We start from the raw sequence: 19105 nt of genomic DNA on the forward strand, positions 1-19105 counted from the left end.
GAATAATTTTTCCGCGAAAACAAAAAATAGGGAAAACCAAATTCACAAAAAAGGAATGGAAACATGAAGTCGCGATTCACATACGCCATCCTTCTCCTGTTGGCGCTGAGTCTGACTGTGATCAGCTGCAAGCCAGACTCAGCCTCTCAAATCCGTCAGCATAGCCTTAAGGCTCAACCCTCAGCTGAGAGAAATGAATCGCAAAAGCCTGTCCTGCTCATTCTCATTGATTCGTTAATGGACAAACCACTTCAAGAAGCGATCCGGCAAGGTCGCGCTCCTGCTTTAGGTTATTTGCTTGCAAACGGGCGCTATTACCCGCAAGTTGTGAGTTCTTTTCCCACCATGTCGGTAACTATCGACAGCACGCTCCTTACAGGAACGTATGCCAATGAGCATCATGTACCGGGATTATCCTGGTTCAGCAACAAGGAAAAGCGGATGATTTATTACGGGTATGGTCCCAAAGAAGGTCTGAAGATCGATCAGCCACAAGTGCTGCTAGATATCCTTCATCAATTGAACCTGGTCCAGCTCAATCGAGATACGAAAACCATCCATGAAGAGTTGGCGGAAAAAGGCAAGGATACCGCTTCCATCAATGCTATTCTATGGCGAGGCACAACGCCGCACGCCTTACAAATCCCCCGTCTCATTGATTTCGGCACGCGATTGCCTGGCGAACTGAATGTGACCGGACCAAAACTGATGTCGTATGCAGCATTTGCCCAGCTGGATCCGAATCAAAAGAGTGAAAAGCGCATTTGGCGAAAATACGGGATGAATGATGAGTTTTCCGCGCAGGAGGCTGCCTATCTCATCGCCAACAAGAAGCTCCCCCCTCTTACCATCGCCTACTTGCCGGAAAATGATATGGAAGTACATAAGAAGGGCCCCGCTACGATCAAAGGGATTGAAAAAGCGGATAAAGCGCTTCAAGCCGTACTCGATGCATTTGGATCTTGGGACAAGGCAATCAAAGAAGCGCGGTGGATCGTCATGGGAGACAGTGCCCAGAGTGCTGTTCTGGATGATCGCAAGGCCGCTACCATTGACTTGCGCAGCTTACTGACCGACTATCAAATAGCCAAAATCAGTCAGCCTGTCACCCCTTCTGACCAAATCGTGATTTCGGCCAACGAACGGATGGCCTATATTTATGCCCTGGACTCACGTATTCCGTTATCCGATATCGTAAAACGTTTGCAGCGTGAACCAAAGCTGGACATCCTTGCAAGAAAGGAAGACAAAAAGATTATCGTTACAGCAGGCAAAATCAACCGAGAGTTTAGCTATCAACCAAACGGTCCCTTTACCGATCCATATGGGCAAACATGGACCTTCAGCGGCGATCCGCGTCTGCTCGATCTGACCATGAACAAGAACCGGATCACGTATGGGAAATATCCGGACGTTTTGGCGAGGCTCTACGGTGCGATGAATTCGCATGAAGGCAGATATGTGGTCGTTACTGTTCAGCCAGGGCATGAGCTCATTACCGAAAGTTCTCCCACCCATATCGGCGGAGCGGCACACGGTTCCTTGCACGAGGTGGATTCACTCGTTCCCCTCCTGGTAACCGGGACCACCACGGGGCCCCAAACTTTGCGTATCGTCGACTTGAAAGACTGGCTTCTGCGTCTGACAACCGAATGAGCAAATCAGCTTTTACAAAAAAGGGCAGGTATCGGTAAATCTGCCCTCTTCTCTTTTTATTTCACCGTCTCCAGCAATGTTGTAAAATTAGGAAAATAAAGGAGCTGAGAAGATGTCATTAAAAGAAACCTTGCTCGCGATTCGGGCGAATAGCTTTCTGGCGCCGCCACATGCTTTTGAACTCGCGCTCGAAATGGTTACGCACATCGGTTCAGCCGATCCCCAACTGCGTGATGAGCTCATCTATTCCACGTTTTCTCATTGGATAGAGGAAGGTGTGCTCTCCCCTGAACAGCTACAAGAGCTGCTAGCGATTGCACTCGACGACCAGCATTTATTTTATCGCATAGGTGAAAATGGGACTGACTCGGTATTCACGCGCTCCTTTTCCGTTTTATTGCTCCCCCTTATCCTGATCCTGCATCGGAATCATCCTTTTCTCGCCAAAGAAGCGATCCTTTACGTGAAAGACAAACTTTTCGCTTACATACGGCAAGAAACAGACCTGCGAGGCTATGTGGAAGAAAAGGGCTGGGCACATGCTACCGCTCATGCTGCTGACGCTCTCGATGACCTGGCCCAATGCAGTGAACTGGATCAGACTGACCTGAAGCAAATTCTCGGAGTCATCCGCGAAACAATCATAGGGGCGAAATCAGTTTATGCGCACGAAGAAGATGAGCGCCTGGTGACTGCTGTCCTTTCTGTCTGGAATCGTGATGAACTCTCCTTGGATGATATCGATGGATGGGTTCGGAGTTTTGCGAATCGTTTAGATAGTAGCTATTCAATCGAAGCGTACACGGGGCGAATCAATGCGAAAAACTTTTTGCGGAGCCTGTACTATCGCATCCACGACCAGGAAAAATATAAGCGGATAGCAGCGACCTTACTTCCTCTTAGTGCACAGCGAGCATAGTCCCCGAAAGCAAAAAACGAATGCATGTTCTCCTTTGTTTTAGGCACCCTACTGATGAGGAGGGATGATGCATGGATCAACGGAGCTTTGAACAAATTTATGAGGCCTACAAAAATGCTGGAGAACAACAGGCGATCCAGGAAAATGGAGATAACAGCCCACTGACGAATACAGGAAAAGAGCAAATCGTGGCTGTCAGGAAAAACGACGATGGAGACTTGATCGCCTTTAAAACAGACACAGGCCGTGAGCTCGACTATATCACCGCACTCAACGATGCAAAGGCTGGCAAGCTGGCTCATGTAGACGTGTTTCACAAGTATGGGAGAGACATTCTGCGGAGTGAGCCAGACGGAATCAAGGAAAACAATTTGGATCGTCTACCTGACTTTTGACGGAAAAAAGGTCGCCCACAGCAGAATCGGGGCGACCTTTTTGTATCGACGCGTATTGGATTAGTGGATAAACTTTCCGGTAATCGACTCTTTCGTGGCCGCCACTTCTTTTGGTGTCCCGCTCGCAACCACGTTCCCTCCAGAACTACCACCTCCAGGTCCCATATCAATCACCCAGTCAGAAGCGGCGATCAATTCTGTGTTGTGCTCGACCATAAATACGGTATTTCCGGCGTCGACCAATTTGCTCAAGAGGACATGGAGCTTCTCGACGTCAATTGGATGCAGTCCTGTCGATGGCTCATCCAGTAAGTACAGCGTATGCCCTGTAGAAGATGCACTCAGCTCCCTAGCCAGCTTCAACCGTTGTCCTTCACCACCGGACAAGGTCGTCACGGACTGCCCCCATTGCAAGTAGCCGAGTCCTACCTCACACAGCAGGGTCAGCAATTGCGTCATCTTCTTTTGCTCGCTGAACAGGGAGAGGCTCTCCTCAATACTAAGCATCAATATATCGGAAATGGAATAGCCTTGGTACGATACCTCCAAGACCTCTGAACGAAATCTTTTTCCGCGACAATCCGGGCAGACGACCTGTAAGTTGGATAGAAAGTGCATGTCCACTTCCACTCGCCCCAGTCCCTCGCATCGCTCACATCTTCCGCCCGGCGTATTGAATGAAAAGTGTTTGGCATCCAAACCACGCTTTTTGGCTGCGGGCAAGGCAGCGTATATTTTGCGTAAGAGCGTGTACAAGTCGACGTACGTGGAGACATTGGAGCGCTGCATGCGTGATAGCGGCGACTGATCCACTGTTATGACGCTTTGAATGGCTTCGAGTCCTGTAATTGCGCGGCATCCTGCTGCTTTTCCCGTTCGCTTCTCGGCAGCGGCTGCCAGCAAATCGTAGACGAGTGTCGATTTACCCGAGCCAGAGACACCCGAAACTGCTACCAGCCTTCCCAGTGGGAACGATACCGTCACATCCCGCAAATTGTGCAACGTGGCCCCTTCAATCTTAATCCACTCGCCTGTTCCCTTGCGCTCTTTGGACGACAGCACTCTCTGTTCTTTCAAGTAGCGACCTGTGACAGAATGCGGTTGGTTCAGCAATTCTTTCAGCGAACCTTGCCCGACGATTTCGCCGCCAAAACGTCCTGCTCCTGGCCCTACATCGATCACGTGATCCGCTTCTTGAATGACTCGTTGGTCATGCTCGATGAGCAGCACAGTGTTGCCCAAATCACGCAGCTCCTTCATGACCTTCACGAGTCCATCCGTGTCCTTTGGATGTAATCCCGATGTTGGTTCATCCAGCAAATAAAGTACACCAGTCAAGCCAGAGCCGAGAATGGAAGCGAGCCGCAATCGCTGTGCTTCACCGCCAGAAAGAGAGATGGCCTGTCGATCGAGGGTCAAGTAGCCCAGCCCCACATGGATGACGCGCCTGATCTTGATGAGCAAATCATGAAGGACAGCCTCCAAAATCGTGTCTTCTTCACGGACAGCTCGTACAAGCACACTCTCCACCCAATCCCCCAGCTCCTCCAATGAGCTCTTGGATAGGCTCGGCAGCGTCCTCCCTTCGACTGTAACGAGGCGACTCTCCTCCTTTAACCTCTCACCATGGCAGTCGTGACAAGGCTGGGTCAGAAAGTAAGCAGCTTCACCCGATTGTCCGTCTTTTTCCTTATAGCGTTGCCACATCCCTGTGATCACACCTTTAAACCTTCCCTTTCCTACCGTTTTCGGAGGCTGAACAGAAGGGAAGTGTCGAGAAAACTCCTCGCTCTCCACGCCATATTTGAGCAAATCCCACTGCGCTTCGTTGTACTCGTTCAAAGGCAGATTCATCGACAAGCCGTAATGTTTTCCTGCCGCCTCCATCACGCTGGCCTGATATTCATTAATCGCCTCGTACCAAAAGGTAACAGCTCCTTCCCGAATGCTCTTTGTTTCATCAAACACGGCTTCCACATCAATATCGACGACCGTCCCCAATCCACTGCAAGTCGGGCAAGCACCTTGGGGCGTATTAAACGAAAAATCTGCTTTGGTCAGAGGGAAATGAATATAGGCACATACCGGACACGTAACGGCTTCTGTTTCTTTGCCATTGGCAGCAGGTGCTATTGGTGTGTGACACTTCTGGCAGTGTCTCTCCCCCTTCTTTTCATAGACTGTCCGCAGATAGGTATACATGTCTGTAACGGTTCCCACTGTTGATCGAGGATTACGGTTGGTCACATGTTGACTGATTGCAATGGAGGGAGACAGTCCCTCGATCGAATCCACACGAGGCTTCGCTAGTGATTCAGATGACATTCCACTGGACTCCATATATTGTCGTTGGCATTCTCGTTGCAGAATATCAAGTGCCAGTGTCGATTTACCCGATCCAGATGGTCCGGTTACCACCACGAGACGATGCTTGGGAATCTCAAGAGAAATGTTTTTCAAGTTGTTTTCTCTTGCTCCCCGAATGCGAATCAAGTCTTTCATGCAAAAAACCTCCTTCATGATTGAAATGTCAGTCCCTTTCGCTGACGAAGACCGACCTGCTTGATCTACTATACAACATTCATGCAAGTGCCAAGGTTACTGCAAAAACGACCCTTTGACTACTGCTAGAAAGACGAAGCATCACGTCATGGAGCTTTAATGTTTTTCTCGAACAAAACGACCCTCTCTTCCTTAGACCTTGCAGCAGTTGGACAATCAGTCCAATGCTGCATCGCTCTAAAAAGAAGAAAGGGCCGCTTGTTTGCGACAAGCTATTATAGTGTAGGAGAAGGAACCGCTGGCTCGTTCTCACCGCCCAAACGCCGGCGTGCCGTCTCCCTTTTTCCCACTGCCGGTAGATGCTCCCCTGCCTTGGCCAATCCCCAGACAGGCATATTTCCATAAAGGCATTCGTATTTTCCAGCATCAACCAAGTACGTCTCGTGAAAAATCCCAACCGTTCCATCCGTTCCTACCGCTTGGTTGAACTTCTTCCACGCGCTCAAATGATTGTGGCTTTTTCTCGCGTAATTTTCCAAGTGCTCATAGGATCGCCAGTACTGGATTTGGGTGATTTCACGCAGATTAAAATGCGAAGTGTGACCCAACAGTCCGAGCTCCGGGTGCTGATACAACTCTCGCATCATGCCTCCCATGGCGTTGGCTACTGGCATCCATTTGTGAACCGCAAGCCTACGATTGATTCGCATCCCGATGATAAATACGACGAAAGGTCCTTCCATTTGTGCTGTAAAACGCCCCGGAACTACTTTTGCCATCCGACTCCCCTACCTTATCAAAGATTTGAGGTGCAACTCGTAAAACGCCATATAATCAGACACATGAAACAAATGTGCAGTCAGATAGGCTCCGTAAAAGATCGAGAATAGCAAAATAACAGCCTCTTCCTCCGACAAGTGAAGGGCAAGCTGTCCATCTTCGGCTGCTTCTTGCACGCACGTTTGCAACATTTCATGCAGATCAGTAGCTCGAATGGCTTCTCTCTCCTCTTCCTCGGGGAAGCGCAAATACAATTCAGCATCAGATAAAAGTGGGACACACGGGTGCATTTTTTGCTCGGCTAAAAAGCTGATAAGGCTAAGCATGATCCCAGGTTGCTTCTCACTATCGCATGTAACCTTGGCAAAAATATGCCGAACGGCTTCCCATCCCCTCTTACCTGTACTCCGCAACTCAACAAAGCACTCTGCTTGCCATATGCTCATGTAATAAATCAAGAGCTCTTCCTTTTGCGGGAAAAATTTAAAGAATGTGACCTTCGACACCTCTGCTCGTTCGCAAATGTCATCCACTAGGACATTTCGGAAGCTCCCGTCGCCTATCAGCTCCAAGGCAGCGTCCAGAAGGGCGAATTTAGTTTTGGCTTTCTTTTTCTCGCGTAGCGATAATGCTTCTGCCATCTTGAACTCCTTTTTCCATATTTCCACTTTACATTTATAATAGTATATAAATTAACTTGAGTAAAGTTTTTTATTCAAGTAAGCAAAAAAATCAGCTCTCCTATTCAAAAAAATGAAAACTTTAATCAAATGACTCCGTATAAAATAGGAAAACAACCAAGGCTAATTGGAGGGCGAAGAGATGAAAGCGATCGTATACGAGCAATATGGGCCGCCCAATGTCCTACAGCTCCGGGATGTCGCCAAACCGGTACCGAAGGACGACGAGGTATTAATCAAAGTCTATGCTGCAACTGCCGCAGCGGGGGATTGGCGTTTACGCAAGGCAGATCCTTTCCTGGCACGTCTGTTCAATGGTCTGTGGAAGCCGAGGAAAATCAAGATTCTCGGCTTCGAATTAGCCGGAGTGGTCGAATCAACGGGCAGTGGCGTTTCTCAGTTTAAACCGGGGGATGCCGTCTATGCTGCCTGCGGAATCGGCTTCGGCGCGTATGCCGAATACAAATGCTTACCTGAGAACGGTTGTATTACACTGAAGCCTGCGAACATGACGTTTGAGGAAGCAGCCGCGGTTCCGGTCGGTGCCTATACTGCCTTGCAATTTCTCCGGAAGGGCAATATCCAGCACGGCAGGCGTGTGCTCATATACGGTGCTTCTGGCAGTGTCGGGACGTATGCGGTACAGCTCGCCAAGTATTTCGGTGCGGAAGTGACCGGAGTATGCAGCACATCGAATGTGGAGCTGGTAAGATCGTTGGGGGCCGACCGAATCATCGATTATACAAAAGAAAACTTCGAGGACGAGACTGCGGTCTACGATATCATTTTCGATACGGTCGGAAAGAGTCCGTTTCAGGCATGCGTCGAGCGACTGACACCGAACGGTTACTACCTGCGAGCGGTCCATTTCAGCCCTTTGCCAATCGTTCGCGGGTTATGGACGAACATGACGAGTGGTAAGAAGGTGATTGGTGGAACCGCGAACGAAAACGCGGACGACTTGAGGTATGTAAAGGAGCTAATCGAGGCCGGCAAGCTGCGTGCCGTCATCGATCGCATTTATCCGCTAGAGCAAGCAGCGGAGGCCCACTCTTATGTGGAGCTGGGGCATAAGAAAGGCAACGTGGTGTTAACCGTGCGCCAATGATTACGCATCGATCGTTCAATAAATAAAGCCAATCAAAACACATTCTCTTTGTGTTTTGATTGGCTTCTTCGTTATTTCATCATTTTCCCCATCCGATAGGCTGCTTCCATGATATAAGGCGCATATTGGCTCATTTTTTCAGGAGTCAAGCGGTTGGAAGGACCCGACGCCGCAATAGACGCTACCAATTGTCCGTTGCGGTTGAATATCGGGACGGCTACGGCTGCTGTCCCCAGCTCCCGTTCCTCCACGCTAGTCGCGAAGCCTTGCTTCCTGATTTGATCCAATTGCTCAATAAAAGACTCCTTGTTCACATAGTCAGGCCAATTCGGGTCGCTGATGACTTCCTGCAAAATAAAAGGCTCTGCATATGCCACAAGTACTTTGCTGGATGCCCCCACCGTGAGTGGCATACGCGCTCCGATTGGCGCCACCCTGCGAATCGGCTGCTTGCTTTGGACTGCCTGTACGCGTATCCGCTCGTTTCCATCCCGCACGTACAGACTGATTGTTTCCTCCACCAAATCCCGCAATCGCTCCATCTCCGGCAGCAGCAAAATCGCTGGATCATCGTTTTGCGACAAATTGGCGGATAACTCCCAAACCCGAAACCCAAGTCGATACTTCTCCGTCTGAACATCACGTATCAGAAATCCTTTGTTCTCCAGCGTTGCCAGCAAACGATGCACGGTACTTTTATGCAAGGAGAGTCGACTCGCTATCTCACTCAGGCCCAGGTCCGTAGCGTCTGTAAAACAGAGCAGGATATCCAAAGCCCGATCGACTGCCCGAACGTTTGCTTTTTGTTCTTCTTCCATAAGTGTTTGACACCTGCTTCCTACTTTGTTCCGATCGTTTCGTCTGATGAAACGAATATGCTACTTTTCAGTATACGAAAAAATAAAGCATAGTAAAGAGCGAATCCAAGGTCCACTCCAAGACAGGAATGAAAAAAGGGTAGCCGACCTGTTGCGGCTCCCCTTTTATGCCTTATCGTTGTCCCTTTAAAAATCAAAGTTATCTGGGTCTGGCCCAAACCGCTTGTTGTCATTTACGGCAGTGATTTTTTCTACATCCTCTGCACTGAGGGAGAAGTCAAAAACATCTGCGTTCTGGCGAATCCGCTCTGGTGTGATCGACTTCGGAATCGTGACCACTTGGTTTTCCAAATCCCAGCGAAGCACAATTTGTGCAGGAGACTTGCCATATTTTTGTCCCAATTCCACCAAGAGAGGATGATCGAGGTTTCCTTGCATCAACGGGCTCCATGCTTCTAGTTGAATATGGTGCTCTTTGCAATACGCATGCAATTCTTTTTGGGTAAGCAATGGATGATACTCGACTTGGTTGACAACCGGAATGATCTCGCTATGTTGGCGTAAATCCTCGAGGTGGTGGCTATGAAAATTACTGACGCCAATCGCACGTACATATCCATCGCGGTACAGCTTTTCCAAAGCCCTCCATGTATCTACGTACTTGCCTTTTACGGGCCAGTGAATCAGGTACAAATCCAGCGTATCGATACCCAATTTTTTCATACTTTCATCAAAAGCCTTCAGCGTTGACTCGTAGCCTTGATCCGCATTCCACACCTTGGTCGTGATGAACAATTGATCGCGATCAATCCCGGCTTGACGGATTCCTTCGCCTACGCCGGCTTCGTTACCGTAGATGGCTGCTGTGTCTATACTGCGATAGCCCGCCTCAATCGCGGAACGGACGGCCAACGTTTCGTTTCCGTCTTTTGCCTTCCAGACACCCAGACCCAGCCAGGGCATCTTCACCCCGTTGTTCAAAACGGAATGATCTGTGATATGTGTTGCCATTGGATCTCCTCCCGTCTAACGCTGATATGTACTTACATTAAGAAAGTGTAGCATAAATACAGAATGAAGCAAACCTTGCTACTCTTGTGAATCTTGATGCGCCACGTCCTCTGTCCCAGCTGCCTGCGGTTTGATCGCCCACCACCTGATCCTTGCCCGATCTGTCTGAACAGCTCCCTTTACCTGAACACCGATCCGAAACGTTCCTTTCTGCGGATAAACGATGACCCCTACGGCAAAATGGGCTGCATCTGTCGCATACTCTGAATCATCAAAAACACTACTATGCCCGTACATCACTTGCTCATGTTGGGAAAGCAACTCATCGATCACATCTGCATGAAAATCCTCGACTCCTGCACTGACATACACGTTCCCTTTTCCGAGGGAGTGCTTGATCTCGTCAGAAAAATATCGATTGCCGATCCTGACTCCAAACGGCCAGTTGGACGAATATGGCTCAATCGGTATTTCCACCACGCCAGTTGCTACTTGTTCATTGGCCTTTCCGGGTCGGGGCAGACCAAGCTCAAACTGGTAGACGGACGCCAGATGATCGTAGCTCACATCAAACTGCGGCTTATCGCCTGCTGCGATTTCTTTCACACGCGTGGTCACCCGGAAGGAATCCGCATGGGACCCTTGCTCGACTTGCTTCCCCTTCTGCGCACGCAACGCAAGCTTTTGCAAAAGCGCTGGGGTATACACGTACTCACCAAACGGAACAGGAACAACCTTCTCAATGACATAGGTCGCATTCATTTGCAGCAAGCATACTTTTGCCAAATAAAGAAAAGGTTGTTCGTTTGCATGTGTCACCTGATCCAGCTTGCGATTGTAGTAATCGGACACGAGCCGCTCTACCAGATCGTCTGGCGTGATTTCGATTTTTCCTACAGAAACGAGATCAGTATGCACCAAGCGATCGCCGAGTTGAACCTCTGCCTTGCCCCCCAGCACTGCCAGCTCCACCGTTCCACGATCCCAGCCAGCCTTGATCGGAATGGAGATGACGTAATCCGTCTCTTTCGCGTCAACAGGCTCTAAGAAGGATACACTACCGTCACTGCTCTCCAAGACTGTCAGCCCTGGTGCATCCAGCTTGTATTGGAAGTGCACGCGTGACGTTTGTACCGTCTTCTCGATGTGCAACTGCAAGGTAAATTCTTCACCTGGATTGACGTATCGTGGGGTCGCCTGCCAGATGCGCACCTGTGGATCTGCATATAGTAGCACTCTTTGCTCTACCAGTTGCACCCCTTCGATGGCAGCAGGATGTGGTGCCTCCTCTTTGATAAAAAGCCGATATCCTTCTGCCACTCGGTTGTATTCAGCCATTTCCTGCTCGACCGTTTCGGAGACGGAGAAGACCTGTTCTTTGCCTTTTTCATCATAGGACAAGCAGACGTACACATTTTTCGCGTAATCGTTGTTGCTAAAGCCTTCCATCATAGACAGCTTCAGCTTCACAGGCTCAGGAAGTACGATTTCCCTCCCGAGATAATCGAGAGCGACTCCAGCCTCGACCGAAATCTGCTTTTCGTCCACAGCGATCACTTGCAAACCGCATACCACTCCACCCCCGTGAAGCAACCGATTGGTGAGTCGACGTTTGTCATTGAAATAGCGCTGTTCTGATTCGAAATCTCTGACGGTCAACAGCTTCCCTTTGAAATACACATTCCGTTCATGTGGAAAATAACGCAGATTCTTCATCTCGAACACCTCACTTTGCGTAAAAATCTCGGCTTCTTACTCCAGCTCTGCATCCAGGCCAATCCTCGTGTCATAATCGATTCGTCTGCTGCGGTCCTTCCCGCTTAGTACCGTGTTGTATGGTATGGATAAATTTTGATCAAGCGTAAGGAACGACGGCTCTGTCAAATAAGAATTAATCCCCACGTAGCTATGGAGGTCGGCGTAGATGCCCGGGCGCAGAACGATGAGCTTCGCCTCTGTAAAAGCAGGCTTTTGATCTTCCAAAATCTTTTGCAGAACCGACTGCTCCCGCTCTGTTTTCGCGCATTCCTGTGAAACGATCAGGCAAAATTGATAGGGATGATCCATGTACAAGGAAGAGATCAGCTCGTGCAGCTCCGGGATCGCCTTCATGTCCCTAATTTGAAAATACTCCACGATCATCGGGCGCTCCCCGGTATACAGCTCCACCATTTTTTCCAAGCCCGCACGAGTGCCCCGCTCTGCGTACAGCTCCGGCGCACGACGAATCAGCTCTCGTCGCTGCGCCTCTGTCCAATGCTCTTCCCTGCCCATCCCTAACCAGGAAGCGAGCCAAGGGACAAATTCGCCAGGTGTCGTATCTGGATCGAACAACCGCGAAATGGTATCAATCTGTTCCTCCAGCTCCAAGTAAAACGTCCCGAAAAGGGAGAGGAAGCGCTCCAAAAAATCAGCACTGGCAGGTTCACTTTGATAAGTCGCTGGTAGATACCGCAAAAATGTGTCGCGCGGCGAGTAAATCCGCAATTGCCTGAGCAACGGGGAGTGACGGTCAGTACCGAGCCATTCGATTTTGATCCATAAGTAACGACCTTTTGCTGAATGAAACAACGCATCTGAGGCGTTGATTACTGGCTCCGACCATAGATTGGCCGTCCTTTGCAGCTTGGTTTTCCAGTCCATGTCGGGTGCCAGCAAAAAATCATCCAGGTTGTGTACGGCTCCATGAATCACATGCTCTTTTCGATCAGAAGAAAACGTCGAGATGAGTAATTGCGTTTCTTCCGGTATGTCTGCAACCAGCGTAAATTTATGCCACACCGTTTCAAATTCCGCGCTATCCAATGCACGAGAGAAGTAGATGCCCATCGGTATTCCGGTCGCATCCAAGGTGGACGTCCGCGAGACGAGCCGCAACATGGTCAGAACATTTTTCTGTGCGTCCCAAACATACAAACGTTGCTGATTGTCAAAAACGAGCTTGTCTGCTCGTCCATGGTAGTTCGTTAGTGGCGCGAGTGCTTCTCCCGTTGGTTGAAACCGCAAAATGAATCGGGTATGATCATGAGCCGAATCGATGGAACGACTATCACCCACGTAGAGAATGGGACCTGGGCCCACTGCAAATCCCGCGGGCTTGGTGCCTGACGGGATCGCCAGGTTGCACACATCGGAGCCTTCCGAAGAGAATCGAAACACTTGATTCGTCTGTGCCCAAAATAGATAGGCCTCGCCCGCTTCGGCAACAGACAGGCGAAACAACCTTCTTCGCCTGATCTCACGGAGTGTAGCTGTCTCTGTTACTTTCAATTCCGCATGCGCGTATGTAGCGTCTATTTTGCCTGCCCGATTCAGCCGAAGGACGATGACTTGTGTTCCCGCCGCGATTTCCTTCCGTTCGTTGTCTCCATCTACGACCACGGGTGTCGTGATGTAAAGATGTCCTTCTTCATCCAGCCCTGCATCCAAAGGAAAAAGCCGCTGTCCGTCCCCATCTTCCCAGCTCCAAACGCATTGGCCGTTGGCTATGGAATAAGCTCCGACTTTTCGCCTCGCTTCGGGGTCGATAATGTACACGTATTCATCGTCAGCGACGAGAAACGAGTCTTTGGAAAACAACCCCCGTCCAGCGCGAAACACCGTCTCCTTGAAGTTGTTGCTGTCATCGTAATGCGTGATATGCCCGCTTTCATCCAGCCAAAGCAACGAACCGACGCGTGCAATGGAAAAATCCAAGAGTCGAGAGTGATGTGTCGTCCCAGCTTGATGCACATGATCGATCACATATTCGGGCGATTTGTTCAGCGCGATCCCCTCGTTGGAGACGTGAAGGTTATACCAAGCCCCCCGCTGCCAATCGGACGGATTGTTCAGGGAAAAGAAACGATTCATTGTATCCACGCCCACTCCTCCGTTTGTTCCCGTCTATCTTTCTCTATCCACAACGAGCTCCAGAACATGTTCTCCTGAGTACACCAGTGCATGGAGCGGAATCTGAATATCTCCCCCTTCATCCCTGATGATGCCTGTACCCTCTGTGGAAACCCACAAATCCGTCACGTATAGCACACCCTCGATCTGGTTTAACACCTCGTAAAGATCGCTTTTATAAACAGGTCGACCAAATTCCCATCCTTTTCCTTGATGAGTCGAAGAATCTTGGACATTCAATGGCGTCAAATACCGCTTCAGTGCCTGTAGCACGATCTGCTTTTTGTCTGCAAACGCAGGCTCCACCACGATTGTCGCGAAAACGGTCACTTTGATATAGGCTGGAGCAGTCACATGGACTTCTGTCGTCAGCAGCCTTCGCTGTTCCAATTGGTGACGAACGGTCCGCAGGAAGCCTTCACTTGGCTGTGGTGTCGGCTGGTCGCTGAACGGGACGATGACGACGGTCATTTGAGCGGCTGCGTTTTGCTCGGTTGCTCCCATTTCCCCTACTTTATACAGGGGGATGGCCTTCGCGCGGGCCACTCGCAATCCGGGAGTCGACAGCGCGATGGCCTCATAATCTTCTGCTGTAACGGCCCGCTGCGGTTTCTTCCATTCCATTCTCATCCTGCGTTTGGCTTGATCGATCGTTTCGCGCTCGCTTCCCCCACTGGCTGGACGGGGATTCGTCACCTGCGCGGTAGTTCGCTGCCTGGCGAGTGGAAGGAACCGGGTAATTTGGCCACCCTGTACATTCCCCTTCGCGCCTTGGCCTGTCTGACATGATATGATCCGAATGCCCGCCATGCCTTCCAGCCTTTCGGGAATGGCTCCGTGCTCATTGTTGCCAAACGCGATTTCTGCCCCGTCCGAATCATTCAACATAAAATGGCGGTCCTGTGGTCCCGATCGGTCAAAATCAGTGACCAGCGACCAGTCTTCCCAGACGGGAAACGGACTGCCTTCGACCTGACGCGCCACCTGAATGACAAACGTTTCTGGCAAGATCGATTGGACATTCAACCGGAACATTTGATGTGGCAATCCACTGCTTTCTCCAATGAATCGCTGCCCTGCAAAGTCACTCCGATAGGCGATGACCCGAATATTTTTGCGGCCCTCAGGTATTGCACTCCCAAACCGAATCATCGTAGCTCCCTGTTCTGAGTCGCGCGAAACGCGAAAAGAAAATGCACCTGTATCGGCTTGATCTGGTTCATCTTGATCCCATCCACTTTGCCAATAACGCCCCTTTTTGCATTGAACCTCTACTGTGCCTTCATACGATAGCGAGCTTGCAAGCACGATCGTCTGATCCACTTGACCCGTTCCATCGTACTCCCACACTTGACTGAAGGTTTCACATTGGATGGCGTTCACGGTGTTCAGCTCTATTTTTTCCATGCGTGGAGCCAATTCGAATCGACCTGCACGCAATGTCGCACAGAGCCAAAATCGAGGCCGATCATTGGCGGGGTAAAGCATGATTGGCTTCATTGCCCCTTCAAGCTCGATCAGGACTCGTCCCGAAAAGGAGAGATGCAGCGTTTCATCCGAGACTGGTAACGGACTCCATCCCATTTCTTGCGTGCGCTCGTTCTGTCCATAGTACTCCCAAACTAGACTCGCCGATGGAACGAAAAGGGACGTGGGTGTAAGCGAGACCAGTGGGACAGGATAGTCTTCAAACAGACGCAAACCGATGGAGACTGTCTTCCCCACTGGCAGCGGCCGATCAAAGCCTAAGTAAATCTTGTTCCCTATCCTTGGTTCCTGGCCAAATGCGTAGTAGGAAACACCGTTATGCGCATTAGATGAACTCACATCTGCCGTCCCGCTTTCTGTATGAACCAGAACACGCTCCAGACTGGCGGGTACCAGAACAAGCGAATGTTCCGTCTCGAAAGGAAGATTCCCCGCGAACAATCTCGTCTTCTCCGGAAGAATCGCTTCTTCTGACACGTCGAAAAACGTAACATCAGTCGTCGCACATGACTGATGTTGTGGGTGTACACCCATGAGCTGCAAAAATTTCCGTTCGTTCTTTTCCGTTATCCGATTGAGATAGTATTGCTGCATTTCCATCAACCACGCGAACATCTCCAAAAGCGTAATGCCCGGATCGTGATGACGGTGATCACCCCACTCTGGCTGCAGCTTGGGGATCGCGTTTTTTGCTTGTTCTAGGATCTCTTCAAAGTGGCGATCATCCAGATTCTTGGATGGAAGCATAGCGCACACTTCCTTTTTCAATGTTTGGTTGGGAAGAAAGCCTGGCTGTCGTGAACGCGGACGCTGATTCGATGCGCACCCTCTGTGACGATCCCATGTATGATCGTTTCGTATTCAGAAGCGAGTATTTCCTTTCGTTGCCCACTTTCCGTTCGAAATACAGCCAAGGTCAGATGATCCACAAAGCGGACGCCCTTTACAGATTTCAACAAGGCAAACAAGAGCGACGGGTGCACACGTTGTCCTATTTCCCAGCCTCCACCATGCAGATTTCCCGATATCGGGTCAAGGAATCGCGCGAGCTTGCTGAGTGTCTCCAGCTCCACCTCAACGATTTCCTCCAAAGACCCCACTGCTAGCTCTGCTGTCACCGCAATTTCCAAGTAGACAGGCTCCCTAACATGAATCCGTTCGGGAGAGGCTACCGTCGCTGCCGCATGTGTAAGCAAGGAGTTCGTGACAGAACGCCGAAGCTCCAAAAATTGTGTGCCGAAGCATCCCGCTGCGGGTAATACGATCACAGTGACATGCCCTGCTTCTCTTTGCAGGCGGCTGTTCCGATTCGGTAAACACTTCACCTTGGCTATCCCCGGATGCGCTTCACGGACGAGCCATTCGAAATCCTCAGCCGTCACCGCTCGATAGCGATGCTTGATGGTTTGAGGACCTCGTTGCAAGGCTTCCGCCAGCAATTCCCGATCACTTCCCCCAAGTGCAGGCACCGGATTGCTGACAGCTTGGACAAACGGAATCGATTGTTCCAGTTGATTCAACTGCCCAGCTGGAAGATTCCCTGCTGTTCCCCCTCCGACCTTATACGTCACCCTCACGGAACCGAGTCCGGTTTGTGGAAGCTCCCTACCGTGTCTGCCATCGCCAAACAAAATGATTCCGGTAGCGCTCTCCAAGCAGTAATGGCGATCATCCGGGCCCGAATCGTGCAGATGCTCTACTCGCTTCCACAAAACCCAGCATTTTTGCTCGTTCCCTTCCGAATCATAGAGAAGTTCCACCCGGTTTTCTGGATGTTCCAGCCAGTTCTTTCGTTCACTCGGCAAAAAGAAGCCTGTTTCATCTACCCACACCTCTTCGCCCATGACGGGATGTCGGATGAGTCTGTACTCGGCTTGTGGCCCCTCTGCTATCCGCTCTGCCATTTCATTGCGAATCGTCTCCTGTTGAATGGCTCGTATCGTATTCGGATAAAAACCGCTTAGCACGGGATGTCGTGCATCCAAAGCGCCTCCTCCCAGACGATTGTCTACGTTGACGGCGCGAATCCAATAACGCTCCCGCTCAAACAGTTTGCTTTTTTCCATATCAAAAGGACCAGCGAAACGGACGGTACCACTTTCCGTAAAACCAGCGGTCTGATCAATTGTCTGCAGCTTGGCCCAAGACGTTGTTCCTGTTTCTTTGCGCTTGTATTCCCATTGCACAACCGGAGCAGGCCCTGGGGATTCTTCCATCGGTAGAAAAGAAAAGTAGAAAGAGAGCGGTCCTTGTAATGGCGGCTGTTCAAATCCAAAGTAGACGGCGGGATGCAAGCATTCGGACGGCAAAAACGGCTGGAAGCTAGCCTGATGATTACCTGTACGGACAGGGTGCTGCCAATCCAAGTCGTTCTGTGTGAGAATCGCTTCCGGCTCATGTAGCGACTCTTGGTACGAGTAGGTCAGGCGCATGTCTCCCAGCCACGGGGCCATGTATACAGGATTCGGGCCGTATAAACCTTCCACCTGAAGAATTCTCACACGGATCCAATAACCTAGCTGTGATTGGACGGTTGTCGGCTGCAAATCATCTGGACACGTAAAGATAACCACAATCTCTTCATCCGAATCGGTGCCAGCAAACAGCTTCTCCCTATCCTCTCCTGCCAGGAGCACCATCCATCCACTGCCGTTCCAGTATTCCCATACCACCTTGCTGACCGTGACGGGTGTCGTCGCAGGAGGGTCAAAGGAAGATTCCTTCATGATCCATTTCCATTTCGGTTCCGGTTGTGACAGATGCGTAGCGGGATAAGCCACCGTCTTCATCCGAAAACGAAGGGCGACCGTACTTCCAGGCTTCGTCAGCGCCTCTTCACAGGACAAAAAAAACATGCCATACGGTGCGAGCTGCTCGCCAAACGCAAGACAACCGCTCCCAGAAACCTGTACATCATTGGAAAAAAGCATGTCGGGTGAAAGGCCCTCCAGGTCATCCGTTGGCAAATAATCCGTCTTCATCTGGATGTGGGTCAGAGAGGTGCTCCCACCATTTTTCACCCATTCATGAATCATGCCTGGCTTCACTCTGCAACAGAGCCAACGATTTTCGATTCCTTGTACTTCACTCGATTCCCATTTTTTCCGCTGCTTTTTTTCCAAGCGCAGCCGATTTTGATCAGCCTCGACTTTGTCGAACAAAACCCATTCGCCCTCTGACAGATACGTCCACTCGACCAGCTCTGGATTCGCCAGCTTCTCTGTTAGCAAGGATTCCAGATAGCGTTCCTGATTGGAAACCATCGTGAGCTGGATCGAAGCACGATCTCCTAAACAAAACAAGTCCTCATGCCCCAAATACCAGCAATGCTCCTGATGATTCGGTAAAGCCTTGCAGTCCAAGAGAGAGAGCGGTGCATTTGTTCCAAGCCACCCCGTTACATCTGTTAAAAAATCTCGACTGCCATTGGAAAACAACAGATCTGTCGGGAGAGAGGGGGTAGCCAGCATAGGCTGATCGGTTTCGAAAACCACTTCATCGCCTTCCTCAGACTTACCCGAAACTTTTGTGCCCGCCGGAATCCACACTGGCTTTTGCACACCTGTACTCAATTCAAATGTCAAAAAGGTTTCTGCCGATCTAGCCTGAGCCATTCCAACACCGAGCATATTGAGAAAAGCGATAAAATTCCGCTCGGGTACTTGATTCAAACGCTCACGATTATTCATCAGCATGTCTGCGAAAAGGAGAAATAAAGCCGTACCCGCATCAGGATCTTCTGGAGTGAAGCGCCACTCCGGGGTGTAGAATGGCACCATTTCGCGCATTTTTCGGATGACTGCCTGCATGTCCCGCGGATCGACCAAAGGTGGTTTCACGTTACCCACCTCCCTTCC

The 19105-nt window shown here is 50.3% G+C and carries 13 protein-coding genes; 4 read left to right on the plus strand and 9 right to left on the minus strand.

Features of this window, described 5'->3' with window-relative positions:
* The first annotated feature begins 63 nt into the window (after positions 1-63).
* From HPY28_RS19945 to HPY28_RS19955, 3 genes are all read left to right on the plus strand, one after another.
* A complete protein-coding gene (locus HPY28_RS19945) occupies positions 64-1656 on the plus strand; it encodes an alkaline phosphatase family protein (protein ID WP_174231245.1) in 1593 nt (530 codons plus the stop codon).
* Positions 1657-1768: 112 nt separating this feature from the next.
* Positions 1769-2575, plus strand: a complete 807-nt coding sequence (locus HPY28_RS19950; RefSeq protein ID WP_017250482.1) for a DUF2785 domain-containing protein — start codon at positions 1769-1771, stop codon at positions 2573-2575.
* A 71-nt stretch (positions 2576-2646) separates the two neighbouring features.
* The gene (locus HPY28_RS19955) at positions 2647-2970 is read left to right on the plus strand and encodes a DUF3892 domain-containing protein (RefSeq protein WP_017250483.1); all 324 of its coding nucleotides are present in this window, start codon (positions 2647-2649) and stop codon (positions 2968-2970) included.
* A 60-nt stretch (positions 2971-3030) separates the two neighbouring features.
* Here the strand turns inward: HPY28_RS19955 and uvrA are convergent, their stop codons facing one another.
* The 3 genes from uvrA to HPY28_RS19970 all read right to left on the minus strand — a co-directional run bounded on the left by uvrA (position 3031) and on the right by HPY28_RS19970 (position 6893).
* Entirely contained in the window at positions 3031-5472 is a 2442-nt protein-coding gene (uvrA, locus tag HPY28_RS19960; RefSeq protein ID WP_174231246.1) for an excinuclease ABC subunit UvrA, read from the minus strand.
* A 275-nt stretch (positions 5473-5747) separates the two neighbouring features.
* On the minus strand, positions 5748-6251 hold the full coding sequence (locus HPY28_RS19965) for a DUF4188 domain-containing protein (RefSeq protein ID WP_017250485.1): 504 nt from the start codon (positions 6249-6251) through the stop codon (positions 5748-5750).
* 9 nt (positions 6252-6260) lie between these two features.
* Positions 6261-6893, minus strand: a complete 633-nt coding sequence (locus HPY28_RS19970; RefSeq protein ID WP_017250486.1) for a TetR/AcrR family transcriptional regulator — start codon at positions 6891-6893, stop codon at positions 6261-6263.
* Between the two features lie 181 nt (positions 6894-7074).
* On the opposite strand from HPY28_RS19970, the gene HPY28_RS19975 reads away from it, so the two are divergent.
* Positions 7075-8040, plus strand: coding sequence for an NAD(P)-dependent alcohol dehydrogenase (locus HPY28_RS19975; RefSeq protein ID WP_173623690.1), 966 nt, complete (start codon positions 7075-7077; stop codon positions 8038-8040).
* Between the two features lie 71 nt (positions 8041-8111).
* On the opposite strand, the gene HPY28_RS19980 is transcribed toward HPY28_RS19975, so the two are convergent.
* The 6 genes from HPY28_RS19980 to HPY28_RS20005 form a co-directional block, all read right to left on the minus strand.
* Positions 8112-8858 (minus strand): IclR family transcriptional regulator, encoded by a 747-nt coding sequence (locus tag HPY28_RS19980; protein WP_017250488.1) that lies wholly within the window; start codon positions 8856-8858, stop codon positions 8112-8114.
* Positions 8859-9044: 186 nt separating this feature from the next.
* Positions 9045-9869 (minus strand): aldo/keto reductase, encoded by an 825-nt coding sequence (locus HPY28_RS19985; RefSeq protein ID WP_017250489.1) that lies wholly within the window; start codon positions 9867-9869, stop codon positions 9045-9047.
* A gap of 78 nt (positions 9870-9947) precedes the next feature.
* A complete protein-coding gene (locus HPY28_RS19990; protein WP_174231247.1) occupies positions 9948-11585 on the minus strand; it encodes a hypothetical protein in 1638 nt (545 codons plus the stop codon).
* Between the two features lie 36 nt (positions 11586-11621).
* A complete protein-coding gene (locus HPY28_RS19995; protein ID WP_217444847.1) occupies positions 11622-13721 on the minus strand; it encodes a phage tail protein in 2100 nt (699 codons plus the stop codon).
* 33 nt (positions 13722-13754) lie between these two features.
* On the minus strand, positions 13755-15995 hold the full coding sequence (locus tag HPY28_RS20000; protein WP_174231249.1) for a putative baseplate assembly protein: 2241 nt from the start codon (positions 15993-15995) through the stop codon (positions 13755-13757).
* A 17-nt stretch (positions 15996-16012) separates the two neighbouring features.
* The gene (locus tag HPY28_RS20005; RefSeq protein WP_174231250.1) at positions 16013-19087 is read right to left on the minus strand and encodes a putative baseplate assembly protein; all 3075 of its coding nucleotides are present in this window, start codon (positions 19085-19087) and stop codon (positions 16013-16015) included.
* Positions 19088-19105: the final 18 nt, after the last annotated feature.

It is taken from the genome of Brevibacillus sp. HB1.2 (genome assembly GCF_013332495.1).
In the GTDB taxonomy this organism is placed as follows: domain Bacteria; phylum Bacillota; class Bacilli; order Brevibacillales; family Brevibacillaceae; genus Brevibacillus; species Brevibacillus porteri.

Coding starts and splice junctions, on each gene's coding strand:
- HPY28_RS19945 (WP_174231245.1), top strand. CDS start 64: ATGAAGTCGCGATTCACATACGCCATCCTTCTCCTGTTGGCGCTGAGT.
- HPY28_RS19980 (WP_017250488.1), bottom strand. CDS start 8,858: ATGGAAGAAGAACAAAAAGCAAACGTTCGGGCAGTCGATCGGGCTTTG.
- HPY28_RS19990 (WP_174231247.1), bottom strand. CDS start 11,585: ATGAAGAATCTGCGTTATTTTCCACATGAACGGAATGTGTATTTCAAA.
- uvrA (WP_174231246.1), bottom strand. CDS start 5,472: ATGAAAGACTTGATTCGCATTCGGGGAGCAAGAGAAAACAACTTGAAA.
- HPY28_RS19975 (WP_173623690.1), top strand. CDS start 7,075: ATGAAAGCGATCGTATACGAGCAATATGGGCCGCCCAATGTCCTACAG.
- HPY28_RS19955 (WP_017250483.1), top strand. CDS start 2,647: ATGGATCAACGGAGCTTTGAACAAATTTATGAGGCCTACAAAAATGCT.
- HPY28_RS19965 (WP_017250485.1), bottom strand. CDS start 6,251: ATGGCAAAAGTAGTTCCGGGGCGTTTTACAGCACAAATGGAAGGACCT.
- HPY28_RS19950 (WP_017250482.1), top strand. CDS start 1,769: ATGTCATTAAAAGAAACCTTGCTCGCGATTCGGGCGAATAGCTTTCTG.
- HPY28_RS20000 (WP_174231249.1), bottom strand. CDS start 15,995: ATGCTTCCATCCAAGAATCTGGATGATCGCCACTTTGAAGAGATCCTA.
- HPY28_RS19985 (WP_017250489.1), bottom strand. CDS start 9,869: ATGGCAACACATATCACAGATCATTCCGTTTTGAACAACGGGGTGAAG.
- HPY28_RS19970 (WP_017250486.1), bottom strand. CDS start 6,893: ATGGCAGAAGCATTATCGCTACGCGAGAAAAAGAAAGCCAAAACTAAA.
- HPY28_RS19995 (WP_217444847.1), bottom strand. CDS start 13,721: ATGAATCGTTTCTTTTCCCTGAACAATCCGTCCGATTGGCAGCGGGGG.